Source organism: Planococcus citreus, assembly GCF_003664125.1.
Lineage (GTDB): Bacteria > Bacillota > Bacilli > Bacillales_A > Planococcaceae > Planococcus > Planococcus citreus.
The window spans coordinates 657949-681539 of sequence record NZ_RCCP01000001.1; the positions used below are offsets into that span (position 1 = coordinate 657949).

The window sequence follows — 23591 nt, forward strand, 5'->3', positions numbered from 1 at the left end:
ATATCGATGAAGCTTTATAAATGGCTCGGCAATGAACAAGAAACCGATACGCTGAAAGACAAAGGCTGGTTCGTTTTAACAAGCGGCAGTGACGTTGCAGCCATCAATGAACAAGAAGTTCCGGCTGGCGATCAGATTGAATCTTACGAAGTGCTTGATCAAAAAGGGAAGCTCGAAGACGGGGCTTACGCCGTATTCAATAACATCCCAGTCACTGAAGAAGGCCGCGAATTGTTCGAATCGCGCTTCCAGAACCGCGCCGGGCTCGTCGAAAAAGAACCGGGCTTCGCAGCGATCCGCATCTTGCGCCCGCTCGATTCCGATACGTATGTCATTCTCACGATGTGGGAAGACGAATCCGCCTTCACCACTTGGCAGTCGTCCCAAGCTTACTCGCACGCACATAAAAAACGCGGCACATCGGAAGGCATCGACAAACGCCCGAACATCTTCCCGCGCCCATCGTTCGTCACCACTTACTCCAAATAAGAAAGAGGCTTCCAATTGGGAGCCTCTTTTTCTGTGGAGAAGTATGTGTGCATCGATATATTTGAGTGGATTAGACAGATGCGCAAAGTGGAATGCCTTTGGACATTTCTTCGTTAGCTAGCCCTTGCACGCGGTTCGGCTGATAGATTTCACTATATTTTGCATGCGAAGAAGTGTCGCTGTTCATTGTCTTCATCCGCTGACGCCGACACTTAGTTGGACTTGATAGCTCCGAAGATGTTTGGTGTCTATTCAATGTGTTGAGTCAGAGCTGTCCAAACTATTCATGCTAATTTCAATGACAGATGAATCTCATTCATTTCCACACTAAACTTAGAGATGGAGCGGAAAGGGGCCGACGCCTGAGGGATCATGCGGGCCCCAAGCGTGCCCCTTGGAGAGCAATCTCCAGCACGAGCATTTACTCAATCTCATCTCGATTTTATTTCTGGATGAATTCAATTTCTACTCTACACTTAGCCATGCAGCACAAAAGAAAAAACCGCAGCAGCCGCTGCGGTTTAGCTCACTTTTTCTCCTGCCAGATAGCGGGCGAGCACCATGTCTTCACCGTTTTCCGAGACGACTTCCAGCGTCCGGTTGATGTCGCGGATCGTCCCGTTCAACTCTTCAATCGTCTGGCACACGATATTGAAACGGCCCAGCATCTGTGAATAGGAGCCGGTCACTGTAATCTCATCGCCCACTTCTCGTGTCGGCACCCAGGAAATCACGGATGGCAAATCCAGGATTTCTTCCAAGCCCTTGATTTCACGGATGGTTCCCGGCCCTAGAAGCACCGATAGATTGCAGGACGGATAGCGCATGAACCCATCATCGAAATTGCTTAAATCATATTTTGAGATGTCTTCGCCGACCGCAAAATCAATCATCATCTCCAGCAAGTTGACGTCCGTCTGGCGTTTGACGATCTGGTAATGCTGCTCCCCACTCAAGCGGTAGCCCATCTCGTAAATATAGAATTTTCCGCCCTCGTATAATGACTGGATCAGTACAAGGCCGTTCTTGAGCCCCATGCCTCTCAACATCTCCCGTATGTTGGCATCATGCTTTGAGACGAATTCAGCGAGATGGCTTGAAGGATAAATCGTTGCTATCGGCAATGGAGGGCTTTGGTGGCCTTGATTGTGGACAAAACGGTCCGTGACGGCGGATAGAATGACCTCTCCGTTTTGCAAAGTGTAATACATCTCGACGCCGTGGTTCGTATCGATAAAGCGTTCGACGAGCACGCGGCCGTGACGCGAAAAGCGCCTTGCTTTTTCTACTGCATCATATAGTTCCACTTCATTTTGGCAGACCGTAATGCCTTTGCTGGCGTAGCTGTCGACCGGTTTGACGATGACCGGATAACGCACCGGAACCCCATCGTCTTTTTCGTATTGTTCGATGACCGGCACATCGAATCTTCGGCAAAACTCCTTGAACCGATCTTTATTGGAACTGATCTCTAGATGTTCTTTTGTAGCATAAAACGGCAATCCAAGCCGCTCAGTCAACAATTGGGCATTCCACGTGTTGATATCGTCGAAAGCCGTCAGCACGCCATCGATTTGTTCTTGACGCGCCATGGCTTCCAAGGCGTCTATGTCTGCGGTGCTGATATGGTAAGCTTTGTCGGCGTTTTTCTTTGCCGGCGATTCCTCGTTGTTGTCCGTAACGATTGTGTAAAGTCCCATGTTCTTAGCAGTTTCGACCACATCGATCATATGCGTAATGCCGCCGAGAATAAGCAGCTTTTTCTGTCTTTCCACAGGAAACACCCCCTTCAGTCTATTCAGGTAATATTGACTAGGAATTTCTCGGATTATACAAAATCCATCGACTTTCTTGTTTGTTTGTAGAACAAATTTACCAACCGGGGTATTGTTTTGTCAATCTGGAATTCTGAAAAAAATAATATTTCTTCCTATTTAAAAAGCTTTACCTCTTTTTAACCCGAAAACCCTATTGTGAAAGCAGATAGCATACCATTTATTCTAAGGAGGCAGAGAGCCATGGCAATACCTACTAAGCAAGCGGTTCCGGACATTTTCTTTACGCCTGAATGGAACGCAGCATACGCCGCACACGAGGGAGGGGAATTCCAGCAGTTCGAATGGAAAAGTGAGCTCGGGCACATTATCTATCCTTTCATCAAACGGCCGGTGCCGCTGTTAGAAGGCTGGTTCGATACGATTACCGCGTTCGGCCAAAGCGGCCCTGTTGTCATAAGTGGCGAAGAAAGCCAACGCCGCGCATTGGTCGACGAGTTCGATGCGGCATTCCAGGATTACTGCGAACAGCAGCACATCATTTCCGAATACATCCGCTTCAGTTCCTGGATCAAGAATGCGGAAGACTTCTTCCCGCTTTATGGCCTTGATATGCGCGGCATCGTCATGTATATCGATTTGACTGTCGATGATCCCTTCCGCTTTGAATTTTCTTCCGCCGCCCGCCAGCAAGTTCGCCGTGCGTTGAAAAACGGCGTAACAGTGGAATATGATTTCACCGGGGACACATTGGATGATTTTTGCCGGCTATACGATCTCACAGCGGACCGCAATGATTTTCCGGATCATTATTTATTCAACCCGGCCATGTTAAAGGAATCCTTTACGTATCTGGAAGGCAAGCAATTTTTACTCAATGCGAAATACGACGGCAAGACCGTCTCCTCCGCATTGATCGTCCACCACGGCGACTATATGCACTACCATTTGGTCGCTAACGACCCCGAGTATTTCCGCTGTGCCGGAAATTCACTGATCATGGCGGAAGCGTGCCGCTACGGCAAAGAAAACGGCTTTTCCCAATTTCATCTAGGCGGTGCTTCAACAGAAGCCCTATACCGCTTTAAACGGCGGTTCACCAAAACGGAACCGCTCGAGATCTTGACCGGCAAACGCATTCGCAATACCGATATGTACGGCAGGCTGACCGAGCTGAAACGCCTTCAAACCGGCATCGAAAACACTGGCCATTTCCCTTTATACAGAGGATGAAAAAGCGCTGGATCCTATATGGATCCGCGCTTTTTTCATTTCACTTTCAAGGCATCAAAAAACAGCGGGCATACGCTCACGCTGTTTCATTGATACTATTACGAAGCGTTCACTTTTGCGGGTTGGAAACGTGCCATGATCATATCTTGGCCGTCTTCTGAGCGGATATCGAGCGTACGGTAAATCCGTTCAATCGTTTCGAGGAGTTCCTGTTGTGATTTTGCGACCACATTGAAACGGCCGAACATTTGCGAATAAGAGCCTGTCCGCTCGATCGTTTCGCCTTCGGAACGGTTAATGACGCAGGAAATCACTTCTGGCATCGCTTTCACTGCCTCCAAGCCCCGAATTTCCGTAATCGTTCCCGGCCCGAGCAAAATCGGCAAATTAGCGGAAGGGTATGGCATCGGTGCATGGTCGAATTGTTCGATCGGATGGTTGGCCGTATCTTCGCCGACCGAGAAATCGAGCATCATCTCCAATAAATGGACGCCTGTCTGCTTGTGGATAATGTGATAGTGCTGCTCGCCGCTGAAACGGAAGCCCATTTCGTATACATAGATCCTGCCCCCATCGTACATTGTCTGGATGAACACCAAGCCATTCTCGATGCCCATATTGCTGATCATCTTGCGCACTGTTGGATCGACTTCCTTAATATACTGCTGCTGATGCTGGGAGGGAAATAGCATCGCCACAGGCAGTGGCGGATGTTCTTTTGATTGCTTATGGGTAAAGCGGTCCGTGACGGCAGTCAAGACGAGATGGCCATCCCGTGCGGTGTAAAATGCCTGAACACCGATATCTGAATCAACAAAGCGCTCGAGCATAATCTTGCCCGTTTTTGATTCCCCGACTGCCTTTTCGACCCCCTTTGTAAGTTCGTCTTCTTCATAGCACACCGTGATCCCTTTGCTCGCGTAGCTATCGACCGGCTTGACGATGACCGGAAATTCCACCACAGGGAGCTCAGGGTCCTGGATTGGGTCACATTCATATTCTTCAATGACCGGCACGCCGAATGTCCGGCAACATTCCTTGAAACGGTCTTTATGCGAAGTGATTTCGAGCTGTGCGGGCGTGGCATAAAACGGCAAATGGAGCGTTTTACACAGCGCGACCGCATGCCATGTGTTGATGTCGTCAAAAGCCGTGAACACGCCATCAATCTGCTCTTCCCTGCCGATTTCAGCTAGCTTCTGAATATCCGCAGTACTGATGTCATACGATAGATCGGCAATTTTCTTCGCTGGCGAACCGACCATATTGTCGGTAACGATCGTGTAATAGCCCATGCGTTTGGCCGTCTCCACTACATTGACCATATGGAATGTGCCGCCAAGGATCAAAATTTTCTTTTTATCCATCTAAAACCCTCCACTTCGCAAAAATCGTGTGCATATAGTATAAGTGCTAATTCAAAATAACTAAATAATTCGATAAGCATAATACAAAAATACCAATTAAAAACAGAAACGTCAATAAAAATCTGAAAATTCAGGTATAAAATACTTTTTAACTTAAAGGTGTCGTATGTGAAATCATCCAGCTCTTGTCGGTTCTATTGTAATAAGCGGTGATTTTATAGCCGATCCCTGCCGGCGCGAGCACGCCTTCACTGCCTGGCCGGTTATTGACCTTGGCGTTATCGCAGACAAGCCGCACTTCCTGTCCGCCGCTATGTTCGACAAAGATTTCCACTTCTTCGCTGAATTTATGGATTGGTGCTGGCGGCAGCTTCACGGTTTCCGCCTGGGATGCGCCGTTTTTCTTATTAACTGTCATGCGCGGCTCATCTTTCATATCGAGCGGCGAGCGGCCGCCTTCAGGCACATATTGATGCAGGCGCCCGTTATAGAGGATGCTGGTCGTATCGTATTGGTACTCTTCATTATATAAAGAAGTGATCGAGGCAAGGCCATCCCCCATGCCGTCGCGCGGTTTCGCGAGGAGCGGCTCGATGATGCTGAGCCCTGCTGCATAATCGAGCAAGACATTCGCATAGCCATTGTTTTCGAAATAGCTATGGTTGATGCTGCCGGAATACGCTGGTGTCGTATTGATCGCGCCGCTGCCGATATGGATGCCCGAGATGCCATTCGAATCGAAATTGCCGCCTTGGATATGATGGCCATACAACCCGCGCACCATCAGCCCGGTTGCTGCATTGCCGACAAAATGGCAATCGTAAATCCCGTAGACATTATTATCGCTGCCGCGGTCCGTCTGCAAGCCGCAGCCAAGATGGATTTTATACGGCGTTCCCGGGGAAACCGTCTCTTTCAAAGGCGGCGATACGGTAATGCTGCGCGGGCCGACTTCATCGATGTGATAAACGGACCCTTCGCCGGATCCTACTTTGAAATACGCGCCGACATGGACGTCTCGCGCGGCTGGGTCGAGTTTCATGAATGAAATATTCGTCCCCCGCCCGGAAGCCCCGCTGCCCTCGATGACCGAGCCATTTTGCGAAAACTGGCACAACCGGTCGAATACACATAGATTATTATTGCCTTCCCCTAAAATCTGCAAACCGTGGACCGAACCCCACATGAACGCGGCGCCTGAGAACAATTTATCACGGATTTCGCTTGCGACCATACAGACCTTGACCAATTGCGTATAGCCGTTTTCAGGATCGGTCCCCATAAACTGGATGCCTTTGACCGAGCCGCTGCCACCGCGCATTCGCACCAAATAATCCATCGGCTCGGATGGTGCGATGCGCGTCGTCTCAGAACTATGCCCGATCCACGAAACAGCTGCCCCCATGCCCCATTCCGGCACTTCGATGGGGCCGCTGATGCGATACAAGCCCGGCGGAAAAAACAGATTGCCGCCTTTACTCGTGCCGTATGCGGCATCGATAGCTTTTTGCAGCGCTTTCCGGTCATCGGCTTTGCCGTCGCCGATCGCCCCGTATGATTTCACATTGAATAATTGGTCTGCCGTCTTTTTCGGACTCCACATTTCGCGGACAATATCCTCTTTATTGCGCGGAAGCAATTCCTTCTCCCTCGGTTTTTTCCAAAATGCCATGATTGGGCCGCCCCTTTACTTACTGAATGTCGTACGACGATTCTACCTGCTAAATGTTAAAAATCGGTTAAATATTTTTAAATGAAAAAACAGCTCCCAAAAGCCGGGTTTTTTGCCGGCGGAAGCTGTCCATGAAGCATTCTATTTTCCGAGTGTCGGCGCATGGCCTTTCATCAATTCCATTCGTTCAATCAGTGCCGCTGCCCGCAGCACTTTCTCTTCTTCAAAAGCCGGACCCATAATCTGCAATCCCACTGGCAACCCATCTTTCACCCCTACCGGAATGCTGAGCGCCGGCAAGCCGGTCAAATTTCCCGGTCCTGTAAAGCGGATCACTTCATCCAGGAAACTCAATTCCTGGCCGTTGACATCCACCGTCTGCGAACCGATCGGCGGTGACAGGAACGGCAAGGTCGGGCTGATCAGCACATCGACGCTTTCAAACGCCGCGGCGAATTCCAGATCGAGTTTCCGCCGGATCTGCTGGGACTGGACGTAATCGACGCCGCTCATCAATTCGCCGACTTCGAGTAAAAAGCGCACGTCTTCGCCGAATTTCTCCGGCGATTTCAATAAATTCGCATGATGCACAGCGCTCGCTTCTGTCGTGATCGTCACGAGCTCCGCAAATTCCGCCTGCTTCAAGGATGGAATGCTAACGGGCTTGATGACCGCTCCCTCATCTTCCAGCTGTTTCAAAACGTGGCGCACTTGTTCGTCCACACGGCTATCGACGTTTTTGAAGAAATATTCCTCCTCAATGCCGATGACTAAATCTTTCGCATCGCTTTCCAATAGCCCTGAGAAATTCTTCGCCGGGCGGTCGATTGAAGTCGGGTCTTTCGGATCGTAACCACTTAATAATTCCAATAGCAACGCCGCATCGTACACCGTCTTTGTCATCGGCCCGATATGATCGAGCGACCAGGCGAGCGGGAAGCAGCCGTATTTCGAAATGCGCCCATGGGTCGGCTTGAGCCCGATGATGCCACAGCTCGACGCCGGGATGCGGATCGATCCGCCCGTATCCGTACCGAGCGACGCAATCGACATATGGGACGCCACCGCAGCACCCGAGCCTCCGCTTGAGCCGCCCGGAATCTTCGTCAGGTCCCACGGGTTTTTGCACGGCCCGAAATGCGGATTGGTCGTCGTCGCACCCCACGCATATTCGTGCATATTGAGCTTGCCGGTGAATGTCACACCCGACATCTTCAATTTCGAGACGACCGTCGCATCGAAATCCGCCACGAACTCACTGTGGATACTCGATCCCATTGTCGCTTTCTCGTCCTTGAAATAAAGAATGTCCTTTAGCGCCATCGGAATTCCGTGAAGCGCGCCGCGGTAGTTGCCGCTTTGGATTTCCTGTTCAGCCTGGGCGGCGGCTTCCAGCGCTTGTTCTTTCTGAACGGTTATATACGCATTGATCTCCCCGTCATATAAATCGACGTTCGCCAATACCTGCTCCGTCAATTCAACAGGCGAAACCTGTTTCGATTGGATGAGCGGCGCCAGTTCCCCGATGGATTTCTGCGCGAGTTCATTGCTCATTTCTGCTCACCTCCCGGAATATGCGTCAAGGCCATATCCAGGTCTTTCAATTGTTCCTGGTTCACCGTCTTGCGCAACTCCTCGAATCCTGCCATCTGGCCGGTGAGCATTTCCTTGTGATGATCCGGGACGTTGATGCCTTTCCTCTCCAAAACTTCGTGAATGTCGAACGCCACATGAATCCCCCATTCCTGAATTTTTTCTGAGGTGTAGGTCCTGCTGATTACCGACAGTTTACCATTCTTCGTTGTCAATTAACAGATTGTTCTGAAATCAAATAGTTTGCATTCGAATTTAAAAGCAGTGATTAGAAAAGCTTCCGCTTTTCGACTGCGTTGCAGGGGCACGCTTTCCGGAGAGCTCGCATTGAGCCGCTTCGTCGCTACGCTCCTGCAGGGTCTCAATTGTCTCGCTATTCCTCCCGGAGTCGGCCCCTTCCACTCCGTCTTTAGTTTTAGAGTGGAAGATAAATTTTTCAATCCACTCAATATAGAATATAAAAAGGCATCATACTTTGTATCTCCAGACATCGTGACCGAGATATTTGTAATTGCTAGTCCTAGTCCACCAACAAATTTTTCGATTCAAGCCTCTATATGCCAGGTGGTATGGGCCGGGAAGCGATTCCCCCACTAGACGGGAACTTCATATAGAAGCAGAACTGTTTGAACAGTCTTCAACCAATGAAATCTCTCAGTCGCCCGGCGCCCAGGGTGAGCCGACGCAGTAAGACAGGCGTTCTTCCTGGCTTACTGCTAAAGGCCAACCCAAAGCACGGCGGCGGCTATTCCGATGATACTTTAATAGAATATCGGAACCCTTCCACTGTCAAACACTCACTATCTGTCCAAAATGGCTCGGGAAGCGATCCCACCGCTAGACGGCAACAAAAAAGAAGACACAGCCAAGGCCGCATCTTCTATCAACTACTATTTATTTCGCCGTCACGCCGCCGTCTACCGGAAGCTCGATGCCCGTGATATGGCTCGCTTCATCTGATGCGAGGAACAACATCGCATTGGCGACTTCAACTGCATTGCCGAGTTCAGGAAGCGCAATTTGTGAGAGGAAATGCGGGCGGAATTTTTCACTTTCCATGTATTCCGCACTCATCGGCGTCACGATATATCCCGGATGCACCGAATTGACGCGGATGTTCTGTTTGCCGTAATCGACAGCGGCAGCTTTTGTAATCGATCGGACAGCCCCTTTCGATGCCGTATAAACGCCCGCTCCCGACATACCGGTCAACGCTGCGATCGACGACACATTGACAATCGATCCACCGCCGTTTTCAATCATATGCGGAATCGCCAGCTGCATGCCGTACATAACGCTGTTCGTATTGATTGCAAAGCCCTTCGCAAAATCTTCTTCGGTTTGGTCCAGGAAATCTTTAGCCACGGAAATGCCTGCGTTATTGACGAGAACATCGATCTTGCCGAAAGTTTCAACGGTCTGGCTGATGACTGACTGCCAATCCGATTTGTCCGCCACATTCTGCTTCATCGCCACCGCTTCAAAACCTGCGGACCTTACTTCTTGCGCAACCTTTTCCGCCGCTTCCAAATTGATATCGGTTGCAACGACTTTCGCGCCTTCTTTTGCAAATAAGCGCACAGCAGCTTCTCCCATGCCAGAGCCGCCGCCCGTGATGATGGCTACTTTGTTTTCCAATCTCATTATGCTCACCTCGAATTAAATTTTGATAGTCTGACTATCAATTTATTTCAAGTATACTCCCCTGGCTTCATTTCATCAATTAAAGCGCTATACTAAAAGCAAGGAGTGAAAACGAAATGCCATCAAAACGACAAGAAAACAAACAACTGCAAACCGATAAAATCGTCGAAGCCGCAAAAGAACTCTTTACAGAACGCGGGTTGAACGACGTGCAAATGAAAGACGTCGCCGAACGCGCCGGTGCCGGCGTAGCGACCGTCTTCCGCTATTTCCCGAAAAAAGACGAATTGATCGTTGAAGTCGCCATCCGTTCACTGGATGCCGTAGAAGCTGAATTCCGTCGCATCATTTCCATGAAATCAAGCGCCTTCGAACGGCTGGAACAATTGCTCGACACCTTGCTCGATGCACAAAAAGCCGAACATTATAAATCCGCGCGTTTCCGGGAAGCATTCGAAAGCTATGCCTCGTTCCGCACCGAACCACTTCCCGAGATTGACCGCTACCTGGCAAGACAGCGCCAGATCATGGATTTGCTCGAACCGCTTATCCAAGACGGCCAACAAGACGGCTCCATCAATAGCTCAATTCCCGCTAAACCGCTCATTGTCACCATCATCAACAGCTATTCAAGCTTCACGAACAACGTCGCCCTAAAATCGTCCATCTCCTACCTGGACCAAGACATCCAACCCGAAACCCAGCAACAAGTGTTGAAAAAAATACTGCTCGACTATTGCAGAGCCTAAAGGAAGCTAAATTGATTTCCTCCCCTCCCTTTTAGTTCAGCAGTATGGATCATCTCTCGAATCCAAAACCACTCATTACCTGATGCAATTTCCAGGGAAGCGATTTCCCCACTAGCCCGCAACTATATAAAAAAGTAGATCGCATTAAACTTGAAATGATCATTGCAATCTCTCAGCTGCCCAGCGCCAAGGGTGAGCCGACGCAGTAAGACAGGCGTTCTTTCTGGCTTGCTGCCAAAGGCCAACCCAAAGTAGGGCGGCGACTATTCAGGTGAAGCACAAACAGAAGAACGGAACAGTTGAACAAGCAAACACTCGCTATACGCCCAACGCTTGCCCAAGGAAACGATTCCCCCACTAGCCCGCAACTATATATAAAAGCAGTTCCAACTAAACACGCTTCATCCAACGAAATCTCTCAGCCGACCAGCGCCAAGGGTGAGCCGACGCAATGAGACAGATGGTCTTTCTGGCTCATTGCAAGAGGCCAACCCAAAGCTAGGAGGCGACTACCTTGATGACACAAAACAGAAAAACGGAACAGTTCAACACGCAAACACTCACTATCTTCTTTTATCTGTCCAAGGACACGATTCTCGCCACCCATTATCTCCAGCTAAATACTGTTCATTCAAAACAAAAAAGACGCAGCTCATCGCTGCGCCTTTTCATATTCAATATAAAACCGGTGCATGGAACATCCCGTCCGGCTGTTCAAGATACTTGTCCCACACCCTCGCCGCTTTGTCGGCAGGGAGCGGCCTGCTGAAATAATAGCCTTGACCGATGACTTCATATTGCCGCATCAAGGTCACTTGCTCGAGCGTCTCGAGCCCTTCCACGACCACGTCCGCCCCCAGGTTTTTCCCGAGTTCGATAATGGTCGCCAAAATCGCCATGCTGCGGTCGCTGCCGAGCACTTCGTCGACCAGGGATTTATCGATCTTCAAGGTATCGATCTGGATATTCTTGACCGCGTTGAGCGATGAATAACCGGTGCCGAAATCATCGATCGCCAGCTTGACGCCGATTTCCTGCAGCTCTTCGACCAATGCGGCAGCGGTATCGAGGTCGATCATGACGCTTTCGGTGATTTCAATTTCCACGCATTCGGCAGGCACGTTGGTTGCGATTAAAATGCGCGCCACTTTCTCGGCAAACTCCGGATCGAGGAATTGCTTGGCCGAGACATTGACCGACACATGGATATCTGGCCGGCCTTCCCGGCGCCACGCACTCAATTGCTGGCAAGCTTCACGCAGCACCCATTCACCGATTGAATGGATCGCGCCGCATTCTTCAGCGACGGGGATAAATTCAGATGGCGGAACCGCGCCCAGCGCAGAATTCCAGCGCAGCAAGGCCTCGAACCCGATGACACGACCGCTCAATAATTCCACTTGCGGCTGATAATGAACCGAGAACTCCCCATTCACCAAAGCCTGCTGCAACGCCGCGGTTATTTCCTGCTTGCGGATCGAGCTGTCCAAAAGATCCGGGGAAAAGAATTCATAGCTCTCTTTGCCGGCGCTTTTCGCCATGAACAGCGCCAGGTCCGCCTGCTTGATCAAACTCTCCTCGTTAAGCTCCGTAATTTTTTGGCAACTGATGCCGAGGCTGATGCCAGAAGCCACAGACCGTTCCCCGATTTGTATCGGCTCTTCCATGATTAGCAAAATGTTTTGGCAAAGCCGCTCAAGATACTGCTTTTTTGCATTCGGCACCGCAAAGACAAATTCGTCCCCGCCAAGCCTGGCAAGCGAAATGGTTGCCGGCAGCACCGATTTCAAGCGCTCAACGACTTTTTTCAGGAACTGGTCACCGCCATCATGGCCGATCAATTCATTGATTGACTTAAAATCATCAAAATCGAGCAGCACCACCCCGACCGACTCCACTTTGCCGTCTGGTGAATCCATCAACTCCCGAAAATGCGCAAAAAACCAATGACGATTCGGAACACCTGTCAATTGGTCGGTATAGGCGAGTGTCCGGAAACGGCTTTCGCTCGCTTTTACCTGTTGCAACAGTCCTGTTTCTGTCTCAAGCGCATGCAAATCGACCAAGGCCAAATTCGCTGCAGACAACAGCAGCAAGGCAACAATCGAAGCGACAAAAACAGCCATCGTGATAGCCCCCATGCCATCGGCTGTTGCTTCCGGAAGAGCCATATTGGTATAGAAGGTTTTTGTTGAAGTGTAATAAAGCAAAGTGAGCACGAATCCTAAAATAGTGGCGTTTTTAAGCCGCTGTTTCTCTGTCACTTGCATTGCATTGGTCTTCAAAACGAAGCGGAAGCTGAAATAACTTATTCCCAGTACCGTAATTGCCGACAATACATAATAGCCTGGCGAAATCGCCGAAAACCGGACGTCCAATACGCCCGATAACCCAAGAAAATGGACTGCTTTCATGAAAAATGCCGTGACGAGTACCCGTCTCGCCATGTCACTGCGGTTGTTGATGCCTTGTGGCAGGATCTTCAAGACATAGACTGCCAGTATACAAGCGGTTACTAGCGCGAGGGCAAGCAGCCAATAGCGTGGCGTGAACTGGTACTCCGCCATAAAGGTCAGGATGCCGATCACTTGAATGCCAAAAAACCCACTGCCCAACGCCAGCACCGCCAGCAGATTGGAGCGCGAATTAATGGCTTTTTTCCGCTTGCTTACGTATTCAATCAGGATCAATACAGTGTAGCTCGTCGCTATGGAAACGATAATGGATAAAAAGATTAAACTGATATGCGGGAACATAGCCATGACAAACCTCCTGACTTGGCGAACCGAAAAAATGTTATATAGCTAACTATTTAATGAATTCAGTAAGAAACATCCTGTTTAAAGGACTTTTTGCTTATCGATTAAAATTCACAGTGATTCTTAACGCTCTTTTTTCTGGAATATAGTAAACATTATACCTTCGATTCCCTCCTTTTCACATAGACCTTAATGCCTGCAGCTACCTCATGAAATTATCAATTATGCACTTATCAATGCCAATTATCCTATCCCGTACGTTTATTGAGCGTTTTTTAGAAATTAAAAAAACGCCGCTATCGCAGCGCCGCCTTCCGTTGCCCTTTATTCTTTCGGTTTTCCATGGCTCCCTTTCTTTTTCAATGTCACTGTCATTCCAGCTTCCGCTTTGCCGGCAACGATGAACTGCAACAGGCCGCCCGTCTCGACTGCCCCGACCACGTTCAATTCGATTGTCTCCACTTCGTAGCCTTCGAAGCCGCGCACCATCTCTTCCAATTTGTCTCGGGAAATCGGTGCATGCTCACGGCTATCACCTTCTGAAGCCATCTTGAATTCCTTTTCGGTGATATTGCTTTGGATCTGAACATCTTTTCCCTGCTCCTCCTTGATGATCGGCAGCCAGATGAACGGCTCCTTGGATTCCGCCATACCCATCCTCCCCTTTCGCATTGTCTCCTATATTCCATATTTTCTGCCAATTTCCTGCCGCGGGGTGACCAATGGACATTTTTCCCTTAGAATGGATATAGACACATCAAAACGCATCAAGGAGGAAATGGGATGGCAACTTTAAGCGACATCGCTCTAGCTGACGATTTAGGGCAATTTGAAATAAAGGAAATTTACGGGGCGACGCATCAGCTCCTGCAGGAAATGCAACAAGCGAAAGCCGAAGCTTTCCCGGGCCGCATCAATGCCATGATCAACCATTTGAAGGAGCGCCTTCAAGGTAAAGCGGCTTATCCGCTCGCTGTGCTGCTGGAGACGAGTTATCTATCGATCCAGCACCAGCTGAAAAAAGACTGGAACTCCGACTTGAAACAACGCCAATTGTATCTATACGATAATACGATTGAAACATACCGCGGACGCATTCCATCGAATGTCTGGAACCAGGTGTGCTTAAACTATGCGGAAACGCTCGTCCACACTGGACGCTCGATTGATGCACAGGCGGTCCTGAAAGAAATGGTCAAAGATGAAAACGACCCGTCCTACCAGCGCCTGAACGGCGAATTCGGCTGGACATTGATTTTCTATTCGACCTTCTTGCCGGTCAAAGCAGAACGCCTCAGCGCACTCGAAAAAGCGCTCGATTTATTCAAGACAGCCAAAACCGACATCAAAGACGAAAAAGGCCAAGCCCTTTACGACGAACGCATCAAGCTTGCCGGGAACATGATCGACCAACTCGGTGATGTGGATCCAGTGAAACTCGCGCAGCAGCCGGAACCGACTGCGGACGAACAGCGCTATCTCAATTGGTGCGCTGAGCAGCAATTGTTCCTCAATAGCGGCAACGATATCGAACCGGATACGATGGCGAAGCGCGATCTCCCGCTGCGCATCCAGAACAACGCGTTCCTCGGCAATTTCCTGGACTCGTTGACGCATGAATTCACCGCAATGCGCCGTTCACTCTACCTCGCATTGAACAGCGAAGATGTCGCGGACGACCATAAGATGGACGGCGACAATACACGCTATACGAAACGCCATGAAGACTTGAAGCAAATTTATCGCCAAGCCTATTCCCTATTCGACAAAATGGCGCTGTTATTGAACCAGACGATGCAACTCGGCGTCGAAGAGCCGCGCGTCAATTTCCAGCGCATCTGGTTCGAGGACGAAGACTTGAAAAAGCCACTCAAGCCATTTGTCCAGAACACGAAAAACGATGCCTTGAAAGCCTTGTACTGGCAATCAAAAGAAGTATACGGCTATGAGCAATCGGACGAGCAAAGCCTGTTCGTGAAAAAAGCCTTGCACATCCGCAACCGCATCGACAATAGCTATTTGCAAGTGGTCGAAAAAGCGGAACCTTTCGAAAAAGACAATGCCCGTGCACAAAGCCACCACATTACGGAAGCAGAGCTTGAACGCATGACGCTCGCCATGAGCCAAAAAGCGCGCAATGGCCTGATGTACTTGCAGTTCGCCTTGGCGATCGGCAAGAAATAACTAGAGAAAAAAGCCGTGCAGTTTTTGTTGCACGGCTTTTCAGAGTGTTGAAGAAGTCTATTAATCCATTATGAATGAGAATGGGATCGTTTTTTCTACATTCAAAAATGCAATGATATTTCTAAGTATTTGGAGAAGCGTTCGCTCGACTCCAGTGGATCAGCGAGACGACCGAGACCCCGCAAGACGCAAGGCGGCTGAGGAGGCTTGGGCGCGCGCCCACGGAAAGCGAGCGATAAGCTTCGGAAAATACGATTTCTAACCTTACTTATTGCCCATATTGCTGGATGGCGATGGTGACTTTGTAGCTCGCGAACTCGCTGATGTCGTTCAAAAAATCATCCAGTTCCTGATGCGTCGGGAAATGGCATTCGATCAAATAACAGCCTTCGCCGCTCGTCTTGAAATACCGGCTGACGGTGTCCTGCCGGCGATCCAGTTCGTCGAGAAACTTCTGATGGCGAGGCTCATGCATGATGGCCGTAACAAAAGCATGGACGATGTAGCCGAGTTTTTCTTTCGACACACGGATCGTATAGCCATCGATAATCCCTGCTTCCTCCAATTTCAAGACGCGCGCAGCGGTCGCCTGACCGGTCAAATGCACTTTTTCGCCAAGCTCCTTCATCGTCATGCGCCCGTTGCGGGAAAGTTCACGCAGGATAAGTTGATCTGTCGAATCCATTGCCAGGTCAATTCCTTTCATTAATCAAGTGAAAACGCCAAAAGACCTTCACGAGGCCATCGTCTCTATCGTGAGTTTCAGTATATACTAGGGTCACACCTCATGAAAGGAGTTCGAATCATGAAAATCGAACAGATCCGCAACGCTACTTTACGCATCCAATACGCAGGCAAGCATTTCCTCGTCGACCCGTTTCTCGGCGACAAAGGAAGCTACCCGCCATTCCCGAATTCCGCACGCCAAGATCAAAACAATCCTTTGTCGGAATTGCCGATTCCGAAAGAACAGCTCGTCGAAGGCATCGATGCGCTCATCATCACCCACCTTCATCTGGACCATTACGATGAAGCGGCCAAAGAATTCTTGCCGAAACATTTGCCGGTCTTCAGCCAAAACGAAGAAGACGCACAAGTGCTCCGCAACGACGGCTTCACGAATGTCACCGTTCTCGGCGAAGATACGAGCTTCGAAGGCATTTCCTTGATCAAGACGCAAGGCGAACACGGGCGAGGCGAAATCCTGAAAATGGCAGGACTAGTGTGCGGCGTTGTCTTCCAACACGAAGACGAAAAAACGCTTTATGTCGCAGGCGACACCGTTTGGTACGCGGGCGTTAAAGAAGAAATTGACTTGCACCAGCCGGAAGTCATCGTCCTGAACGCAGGCGACAACCAGTTCCTAGAAGGGGGTTCGCTTGTCATGGGCAAAGAAGACGTCCTACAAACGCATAAAGCAGCACCGCAAGCGACATTGATCGCGAGCCATATGGAAGCCGTCAATCACTGGGCCTTATCGCGCGAAGACCTCAAGCAGTTTGCAGCTGAACAAGGCTTCTCCAACCAATTACACATCCCACAAGACGGCGAAGCATTCGAATTTTAATCGTCAAAAAGCCAGGAATCTGAATTCCTGGCTTTTCCTATGCAAGAATTAGACAATCGACGCCGCACGCTTCTCCTTGCCGCAGCGCTTACAACGATACCAGCGCATAGCGGGAACTTCTTCAACCCGCTCCTGGCGCTCAAAATCATGGAACCCAATCCGGCACAGCCAATGCTTTTCATGATTCCCCACAAACTGGCCAATCACCAGTAACAACAAGCCGCCGCCAATGAAATACCCCGCAAATTCCCCCAAAGGCGCGAGCAGCTCAGCATCCGCAAACAACAAAATAATTCCCATCAAAATAATAAAGCCCGCTAAAGTCTTCATAAAATCCCCATTTTCTCACAGATTTTTTACTATAATGTCCACTGCTTTATGTGTATTTGCAGAGAATAATTTCTAATTGCATATTTGGCAACAGAGATGGAGCGGATGGCGGTGACGCCTGGGGGACTGAGTGGGACTGGCGAGACAAATGTGACGCGCTTTTTGCGGCACATTGGCTCGACGCCCACCCCCCGGCAAGCATCCGCCAGGAGCGTAATCTCCGTATAAAAAATCTCAATTTACATTTACAACGTGCTGTGCGTTCTAAAATTGAATCTTCAATACTGATATGTATTTCACTTCCCTTTATTCCAATACAAAAACCCCTTCTCAAAAAAGAGAAGGGGCTGTGTTTTACAATGTATTGCCTTCTGCTGGAATCGGATTCTCTTTCAGCATATTCGCTAAATGGTACGTATTATACGCTAAGCGTTGGATCGCCGATTTGGAGAAGTCGTTGCCATGCCCCGCTTCCAAATACGACGGCCCTGGACCGGCTTCCCCGACCCAATACGCATCGACATTCGGCGGGATGACAAAGCCGATATGCGACAAGCCGTATAACAGCGATGCTGCTGAATGCTTCGCGCCATCTTCATTGCCGGTAATGACGGCTCCGCCGACTTTATTATAGAAAATCGCCTGGCCTTTATCGTTGGTCACGCTGCTTGAGCCATACAAGCGCTCAATGGCTTGTGTCGCAAGCGAACTTTTTTCTCCGAGCCAAATCGGTGTGCCGATGATCAGGATATCGGCGTCTTTGACTTTCTCCAATATCTCCGGCCATTCGTCGCCGTCTTCCATGTCTTCCTCCACGCCGTAAGCGATGTAATAATCCGCCAAACGGATGATTTCCGACTCGACACCAAGCTTTTTGTAATGGGTTTGAACGTCTTTCATGAATCCTTCAGTATTGGATTCTTCTTCTGAACTCTTCAATGAACAATTAAGGAATATTGCTTTCAAAGCCATGCAGGCACGTCCTTTCGTTTTCCGTCTCTCTCTAGCTTTCCCTGAAACGGCACGAAAAAAACATTAGTTCAAATCTTCGAATTCACGTGCGATGCGTTCCATCGCTTCTTGGATCAGCGGGCGCGGTGACGGGATGCAGATGCGCTGGAATCCTGCGCCTTCAGGGCCGAACATCGTACCGTCTTCCAAAATGACGTTCGCTTTATTGTAGATGCGGTCATGGATTTCCTTATCGTCAATCCCATATCCGCGGAAATCGAGCCACATGACGTAAGTGCCTTCTGGAATGCGCACTTTCACTTTCGGCATGCGCTCTTTGAGAAATTCCTGCATCCATTCGAGCGTCCCGTCAAGGTATTCATTCACTTGTTCGAGCCAGTCGTCGCCTTCCGTATAGGCTGCGATGAGTGCTGCGACTGTGAAAGGCGTCGGCAATTGCATGCCGAGTTCCGCTGTGAATTTCTCGCGCAAGCTTTCGTTTTCGATGATGACGTTCGTGCAGTGAAGCCCTGCCACGTTGAAGGTTTTATTGATGGCCGTGCACGTGATGATATGGTCGGTTTCATCCGCTGCCAGGACCATCGGCGTAAACGTCTCACCGCTGCGCACCAAGTCTCCGTGGATTTCATCGGCGATGATCGTCACATTATGGCGCTTGCAGATGTCCGCCAGCTTGTTCGATTCTTCCGGCGTGAAGACGCGTCCTGTCGGGTTGTGCGGATGGCAATGAATGAATAATTTTGTATCTTCATCTTTTGCGAGTTCCTCGAATTCTTCGAAGTTGATCGAGTAACGGCCTTCTTCATCCTGCACGAGTGCGTTGTTTTTCACGACGCGCCCGTTGCCCTCGACAGCGGAGGTGAACGGCGGATAGACCGGGCGCTGGATGATGACGCCGTCGCCCTCTTCGGTGAAGGCTTTCACGGCGATATTCAAGGCGTGCACCGTTCCTGGACTGAAGACGATCTGTTCTTTGTCGATTGCCCAGTCGTAACGTTTCTGGAAATACTGCTGGATCGCTTCGAAATACGTATCCGGCAAAATCGTATAACCGAAGATGCGATGGTCGACCGTTTTATGGAGGGCATCAACGATCGGCTGCGCAACCGGAAGATCCATATCCGCCGTAAATAGCGGGATTGTGTCCTCATCGTAGCGATCGGTGATGCCGAATTGCTTGATCAGTTCCGCACCGTCCCATTTCAGTGAATAGGTATTGCGGCGTTCAATTGTTTCGTCAAAATTATAGTTCATGCAAAAACTCCCTTTCTCGAATGGATTCAACACATCTAGTGTACCGCTCCTATCCAGTGAGTTGGTGAATTTTGCTTATCGTTACTCTTCGAACTTCTTGAGCAAATTCCCACGCAGGACATCATCCGAGATTTGCAGTTCTTTCGAGCCTTCCTTGAACGGCTCTTCGCACGCCTCGACGCCCAGCTCTTCACCGGTCATTCGCCAGAAGCAACTGCCATTTTCGTAAATGCCGTCGGATGACGCGATAAAGCTCAGTTCACCCGTGATGAACGAGCCGTCACGGAATGTCGCCCGCCCGCCTTCTGCATCCCACATATTGCGCCCGATGAAATGATGCTGTGCCGGGTCCCCGCCGAGCACATCGAGCAAGCTCGGTGCCAGATCGAGCTGGCTTGCCACTTGGCTGAAGGTTTTCGGTTCCGTACCTGGAATGTGGAGAATAAGCGGCACGTTTTTATTCGTCTCGAAATAAGTGAGCGGGTCTTCCGCATCAGTGAACTCCACGAACTTTTTCGTATTCGACGTCATGCCCGTGCTATGGTCGCCGTAAATGACCAGCACCGTATCATCGAGCATCCCTTTTTGTTCGAGCCCATCGACAAATTTGCCGATTGCCTGGTCGACATAATGAATCGACTGCAAATAATTCTTGAAGTGGCGGTCATGATAGCCGTTATAGCCTTCCGTGTTGAGCAGTTGCAAGTGTTCCGGCATCTCGAACGGGTGATGGCTCGTCAAAGTAACGATTTGCGAATGGAAGGGTTCTTCAAATCCAGCCATCTCCTCGAGTGATTGGTCGAGCAGCGCTTCGTCATTGATCGCCCAGCCGATCACTTCCGCTTCCTCGAAGTCATCGTCCGAATAGAACGTGTCGATGCCGAGCTGTGGATAGATGATATAGCGGTTCCAGAAACTTGCTTTATACGGATGGAACACATTGGTCCCATAGCCTTGCTCCTTTAAAATGCCCGGAAGTGCGTCGAATGTATTTTCAGCATGGAGCATATAAGCGGAACCTTCAGCTGTCGGATACAAGGATGTATTCAACAGGAACTCGGCATCCGAAGTCCGGCCAAGCGCCGTCTGTTCGTAGAAGTTCGGGAAATAGAGATTTTCCCTTGCCAAACGGTTCAAGTTCGGCGTGATTTCCTGCCCGTTCACTTCACGGTTCAGGACGAAATTCTGCAGCGCTTCCACTTGGAGGACGATGAGGTTCTTTCCTTCTGCCACACCGGAATACGGGCCAGGCAAGCGCTCGGCATTGCGCCCGTCAAACCAATCCTGGCTCGCTGAGATTTCATCTTCACTATAGACTTTGCGGTTGATGAAATTATCATCGATATAGCGCGTGATATTGGCGCTGTGGAATCCGAGCAAACCGGTGAAATTATACACCCGCATATTCGAAATCAATTTATTGAACTGCCATGCGCCGCCGCCTTCCATCGATTTAGCGAATGGAACCGCCGTCAACTGCCAGCCGAGCACGAGCACCAACAGCGCCGTCCCGACTTTCGCCCAACGAGAAGGCATGCGGACATCCGCCTTTTTCCGGCTGATAAACAGCCAGAGAATCGCCATCAATAACACATCCGCCAAAAGCAATGCATCGCTCAAGCGGAATAAAGCGAAAATACTTTCGCCGACATCGCCCACTTGGCGCATCTGCATCAACACCGTCACGGAAATGATGTCTTCGAAATAACGGAAATACAATGTATCCGCCAAAATGATGAAACTCAGCACCAGATTGGTGATTGCCATCCAAAATAGTCGCTTTCGGCCGTGCAGAAGCAATAGCCAGAATGTACTGAGCAGGATCGTCCCGATGCTGATCAATAGCACCCCTTCAAAAATCCGTTCATTGTCCCCTCCGAACAGCCAAGAAACGAATTCCTCGGCATACGCAAATGGGCCGAGCGTTGTAAACAGCGTGCCGCTGACATTCGAAAAATAATACACCTTTCCTAACAGCAATAAAACAAATAATACATAATCCCATTGGCCGAGCAGAAATTTCCCAGCCGCTTTCACTTTTTCCAATCACAAAACGCCCTTTTCTCTTTTTCTCATAATTTTACCATATAAAAAAATAGTATTTCCATTTTTTGATTAATTATTGATTTTTTCGACTCACTCTTTCTTTCACATGAAAATCACGCATATCAATTTAATGGAACGGGTAAAGATTCCTATACTTCATTCTAAAAAAAGGAGGGATTGCATGAAACATCTCATTGCACTGGCTATTAAATTCGTCATCATCACCGTCGTCCTGTTGATCGTTTTGACGTGGGCATTTGATGTCAGCTTCATGAATACCTTGATGATCAGCCTTGCGCTCACGGCCTTGTCCTATGCGGTCGGCGATATGCTCATTTTCTTGAATGCCGGCAAGCCGAACAACCAGTCAACCCGCAACACCATCGCGACATTCACGGATTTCATCATGGCATTGGGCGTCATCTTGCTGGTCGGATGGCTCTTGACGGGCGAATTCGCCGCACTGGTCGTCCCTGCACTCGTCAGCGCATTGGTGCTGTCGGCTGGCGAATGGTTCTTCCACCAATACGTCGACCACAGCGTTGTCCCTTGGTATAACGAATACAAATCGGTAAAGGGCTGAACGTAAAAATGCTATCCCAGTTCCGTGGGATAGCATTTTTATGTCCAGCAGTCCGTACATCCTGCCAACTCTTTATATTTTTCGAGCGAAATCATGCGTTCACGTGATAGCTGGATTTTTTTTCGATACTTGTTTTCATCGATGCAACCGTCACTTGGTTGCGCCCTGATTTTTTCGATTGGTAAAGCGCACGGTCAGCCTGCTCGATCAATTCGTCAAGCGGCTGTTCCGTTTCGGAAATCGCAGCTCCGAGTGATACGGTCAAGCGCCCGCCCGGCTGCTGCTCAGCACCGTAGAACGCATGGTCTTCAATCCGTTCTCTTAAGGCATTGGCCAATTCGAACGCTTGCCGTTCAGTAGACACTCCGGTAAAGCACAGGATGAATTCTTCCCCGCCGTAGCGGGCGATGACATCTCCTGGACGCGTCGATTCTTCCATCAATCGGCCGATCGACCGGAGCACGCCGTCCCCTGCCGGATGGCCATGTGTATCGTTATAATTCTTGAAATGATCGACATCCATCATGACAATTGCCATCGGAACGCCCCGGTATTTCAACTGGCGCACCTTTTCATGGAAAAACCGAAGATTCGGCAAGCCCGTCAGCACGTCATGAGTCGAATCGTGTTCAAGCGCTTTCCAGCGGATGATGTTGCGATGCGTATCGTTGAGGATCCAGCCCAGCGCCAATACCCCAATGGTCGCCATCATGGCCATTATCATTGCCATTCCTGCAGTCGCAGGCGTTGACAACACCATCCACACCGATTTGATCACTTCAAATACCGCAAAGCCGAGCATCATGCGTTTGATGCTGGCCATCGCATAAGGCGGACGGTAGTTTTTCCGGTCATGGAACAAGCTGCCGATCAGCACTGGCAAAAAGATCGCCTGCATGATGCCGAGCCATACCGTCGGCCCTTCCATCATCATCCGGTAGATGAACGGGATGATCATGGCAATGACACCGGGCAGCCAGCCGCCGATAAAGGCGATGAAATAAAGCGGCGCTTCGCGGAGGTCGATGCGCATCCCTTCGTGAAGCAGCGGATTGTACATGATCGCGAACGCCAAAAATCCTGTCAGCAAGCCGTTCAACAGTGGCGCTTTCCTCGATTCCGCCAGTTTTGGCACGAGATATTCCCGGGCTTTCAAGCCGAGATACATCATCGCAATGATCAATGCCATATTTTCAAGGAAATAAAAAAAGTACGCCTCCATCAATACACCCCACTCTTATCAGTCTCTTAAGTTTAGCAGGAAATGCCTTTTGGTACATATATTTTGGAAATAACATATAGAAAGATAGGAACTTACACTCATTTAATTCCACAAAAATACCGCAATCGCTCATTTTAAGCGTTGCGGCACAT

At 49.6% G+C, this 23591-nt stretch carries 21 protein-coding genes; 6 read left to right on the forward strand and 15 right to left on the reverse strand.

Features of this window, described 5'->3' with window-relative positions:
- Nucleotides 1-6: 6 nt before the first annotated feature.
- Nucleotides 7-489, forward strand: coding sequence for an antibiotic biosynthesis monooxygenase family protein (locus tag DFR62_RS03360; protein WP_121298051.1), 483 nt, complete (start codon nucleotides 7-9; stop codon nucleotides 487-489).
- A gap of 70 nt (nucleotides 490-559) precedes the next feature.
- Here DFR62_RS03360 and DFR62_RS17560 read toward each other — a convergent pair whose 3' ends face one another.
- Together DFR62_RS17560 and DFR62_RS03365 are read right to left on the reverse strand one after the other, a co-directional pair.
- Complete coding sequence (locus tag DFR62_RS17560) at nucleotides 560-685, reverse strand: hypothetical protein (RefSeq protein ID WP_277751607.1); 126 nt, start codon at nucleotides 683-685, stop codon at nucleotides 560-562.
- A gap of 325 nt (nucleotides 686-1010) precedes the next feature.
- Nucleotides 1011-2264 (reverse strand): ATP-grasp domain-containing protein, encoded by a 1254-nt coding sequence (locus tag DFR62_RS03365; protein ID WP_121298052.1) that lies wholly within the window; start codon nucleotides 2262-2264, stop codon nucleotides 1011-1013.
- 243 nt (nucleotides 2265-2507) lie between these two features.
- On the opposite strand from DFR62_RS03365, the gene DFR62_RS03370 reads away from it, so the two are divergent.
- Nucleotides 2508-3497 (forward strand): GNAT family N-acetyltransferase, encoded by a 990-nt coding sequence (locus DFR62_RS03370; protein ID WP_121298053.1) that lies wholly within the window; start codon nucleotides 2508-2510, stop codon nucleotides 3495-3497.
- A 98-nt stretch (nucleotides 3498-3595) separates the two neighbouring features.
- On the opposite strand, the gene DFR62_RS03375 is transcribed toward DFR62_RS03370, so the two are convergent.
- From DFR62_RS03375 to DFR62_RS03395, 5 genes are all read right to left on the reverse strand, one after another.
- A complete protein-coding gene (locus DFR62_RS03375; RefSeq protein ID WP_121298054.1) occupies nucleotides 3596-4864 on the reverse strand; it encodes an ATP-grasp domain-containing protein in 1269 nt (422 codons plus the stop codon).
- A 148-nt stretch (nucleotides 4865-5012) separates the two neighbouring features.
- Nucleotides 5013-6536, reverse strand: a complete 1524-nt coding sequence (locus DFR62_RS03380; RefSeq protein ID WP_121298055.1) for a right-handed parallel beta-helix repeat-containing protein — start codon at nucleotides 6534-6536, stop codon at nucleotides 5013-5015.
- A gap of 141 nt (nucleotides 6537-6677) precedes the next feature.
- A complete protein-coding gene (locus tag DFR62_RS03385) occupies nucleotides 6678-8090 on the reverse strand; it encodes an amidase (RefSeq protein ID WP_121298056.1) in 1413 nt (470 codons plus the stop codon).
- Nucleotides 8087-8266: a hypothetical protein gene (locus tag DFR62_RS03390; RefSeq protein ID WP_121298057.1), complete on the reverse strand. Its 180-nt coding sequence runs from the start codon at nucleotides 8264-8266 to the stop codon at nucleotides 8087-8089. Before DFR62_RS03390 ends, DFR62_RS03385 begins: the two co-directional genes overlap by 4 nt.
- Nucleotides 8267-9023: 757 nt before the next feature.
- Nucleotides 9024-9773 (reverse strand): SDR family NAD(P)-dependent oxidoreductase, encoded by a 750-nt coding sequence (locus tag DFR62_RS03395; protein WP_121298058.1) that lies wholly within the window; start codon nucleotides 9771-9773, stop codon nucleotides 9024-9026.
- A 116-nt stretch (nucleotides 9774-9889) separates the two neighbouring features.
- On the opposite strand from DFR62_RS03395, the gene DFR62_RS03400 reads away from it, so the two are divergent.
- Nucleotides 9890-10522, forward strand: coding sequence for a TetR/AcrR family transcriptional regulator (locus DFR62_RS03400; protein ID WP_121298059.1), 633 nt, complete (start codon nucleotides 9890-9892; stop codon nucleotides 10520-10522).
- Between the two features lie 674 nt (nucleotides 10523-11196).
- Here DFR62_RS03400 and DFR62_RS03405 read toward each other — a convergent pair.
- Nucleotides 11197-13284 (reverse strand): bifunctional diguanylate cyclase/phosphodiesterase, encoded by a 2088-nt coding sequence (locus DFR62_RS03405; protein WP_121298060.1) that lies wholly within the window; start codon nucleotides 13282-13284, stop codon nucleotides 11197-11199.
- Between the two features lie 321 nt (nucleotides 13285-13605).
- Nucleotides 13606-13932, reverse strand: a complete 327-nt coding sequence (locus DFR62_RS03410; RefSeq protein WP_121298061.1) for a hypothetical protein — start codon at nucleotides 13930-13932, stop codon at nucleotides 13606-13608.
- A gap of 132 nt (nucleotides 13933-14064) precedes the next feature.
- Here DFR62_RS03410 and DFR62_RS03415 point away from each other — a divergent pair, with 132 nt between their 5' ends.
- Nucleotides 14065-15465 carry an LA2681 family HEPN domain-containing protein gene (locus tag DFR62_RS03415; RefSeq protein ID WP_121298062.1) on the forward strand — a complete coding sequence of 467 codons (1401 nt, stop codon included), beginning with the start codon at nucleotides 14065-14067 and terminating at the stop codon, nucleotides 15463-15465.
- A gap of 268 nt (nucleotides 15466-15733) precedes the next feature.
- Here the strand turns inward: DFR62_RS03415 and DFR62_RS03425 are convergent, their stop codons facing one another.
- Nucleotides 15734-16150 (reverse strand): Lrp/AsnC family transcriptional regulator, encoded by a 417-nt coding sequence (locus DFR62_RS03425; protein ID WP_121298064.1) that lies wholly within the window; start codon nucleotides 16148-16150, stop codon nucleotides 15734-15736.
- Nucleotides 16151-16270: 120 nt separating this feature from the next.
- Here DFR62_RS03425 and DFR62_RS03430 point away from each other — a divergent pair, with 120 nt between their 5' ends.
- Nucleotides 16271-17032, forward strand: coding sequence for an MBL fold metallo-hydrolase (locus DFR62_RS03430; protein WP_121298065.1), 762 nt, complete (start codon nucleotides 16271-16273; stop codon nucleotides 17030-17032).
- Between the two features lie 48 nt (nucleotides 17033-17080).
- Here DFR62_RS03430 and DFR62_RS03435 read toward each other — a convergent pair whose 3' ends face one another.
- From DFR62_RS03435 to DFR62_RS03450, 4 genes are all read right to left on the reverse strand, one after another.
- Nucleotides 17081-17362 carry a hypothetical protein gene (locus DFR62_RS03435; protein WP_121298066.1) on the reverse strand — a complete coding sequence of 94 codons (282 nt, stop codon included), beginning with the start codon at nucleotides 17360-17362 and terminating at the stop codon, nucleotides 17081-17083.
- Nucleotides 17363-17716: 354 nt separating this feature from the next.
- Nucleotides 17717-18334 carry a flavodoxin family protein gene (locus tag DFR62_RS03440; RefSeq protein ID WP_121298067.1) on the reverse strand — a complete coding sequence of 206 codons (618 nt, stop codon included), beginning with the start codon at nucleotides 18332-18334 and terminating at the stop codon, nucleotides 17717-17719.
- Between the two features lie 63 nt (nucleotides 18335-18397).
- Nucleotides 18398-19588 carry a MalY/PatB family protein gene (locus DFR62_RS03445; RefSeq protein ID WP_121298068.1) on the reverse strand — a complete coding sequence of 397 codons (1191 nt, stop codon included), beginning with the start codon at nucleotides 19586-19588 and terminating at the stop codon, nucleotides 18398-18400.
- A gap of 81 nt (nucleotides 19589-19669) precedes the next feature.
- Nucleotides 19670-21625: an LTA synthase family protein gene (locus tag DFR62_RS03450; RefSeq protein ID WP_241663153.1), complete on the reverse strand. Its 1956-nt coding sequence runs from the start codon at nucleotides 21623-21625 to the stop codon at nucleotides 19670-19672.
- Between the two features lie 190 nt (nucleotides 21626-21815).
- On the opposite strand from DFR62_RS03450, the gene DFR62_RS03455 reads away from it, so the two are divergent.
- Entirely contained in the window at nucleotides 21816-22217 is a 402-nt protein-coding gene (locus DFR62_RS03455) for a DUF2512 family protein (protein ID WP_121298070.1), read from the forward strand.
- Nucleotides 22218-22308: 91 nt separating this feature from the next.
- Here the strand turns inward: DFR62_RS03455 and DFR62_RS03460 are convergent, their stop codons facing one another.
- The gene (locus tag DFR62_RS03460; protein ID WP_121298071.1) at nucleotides 22309-23439 is read right to left on the reverse strand and encodes a GGDEF domain-containing protein; all 1131 of its coding nucleotides are present in this window, start codon (nucleotides 23437-23439) and stop codon (nucleotides 22309-22311) included.
- Nucleotides 23440-23591: the final 152 nt, after the last annotated feature.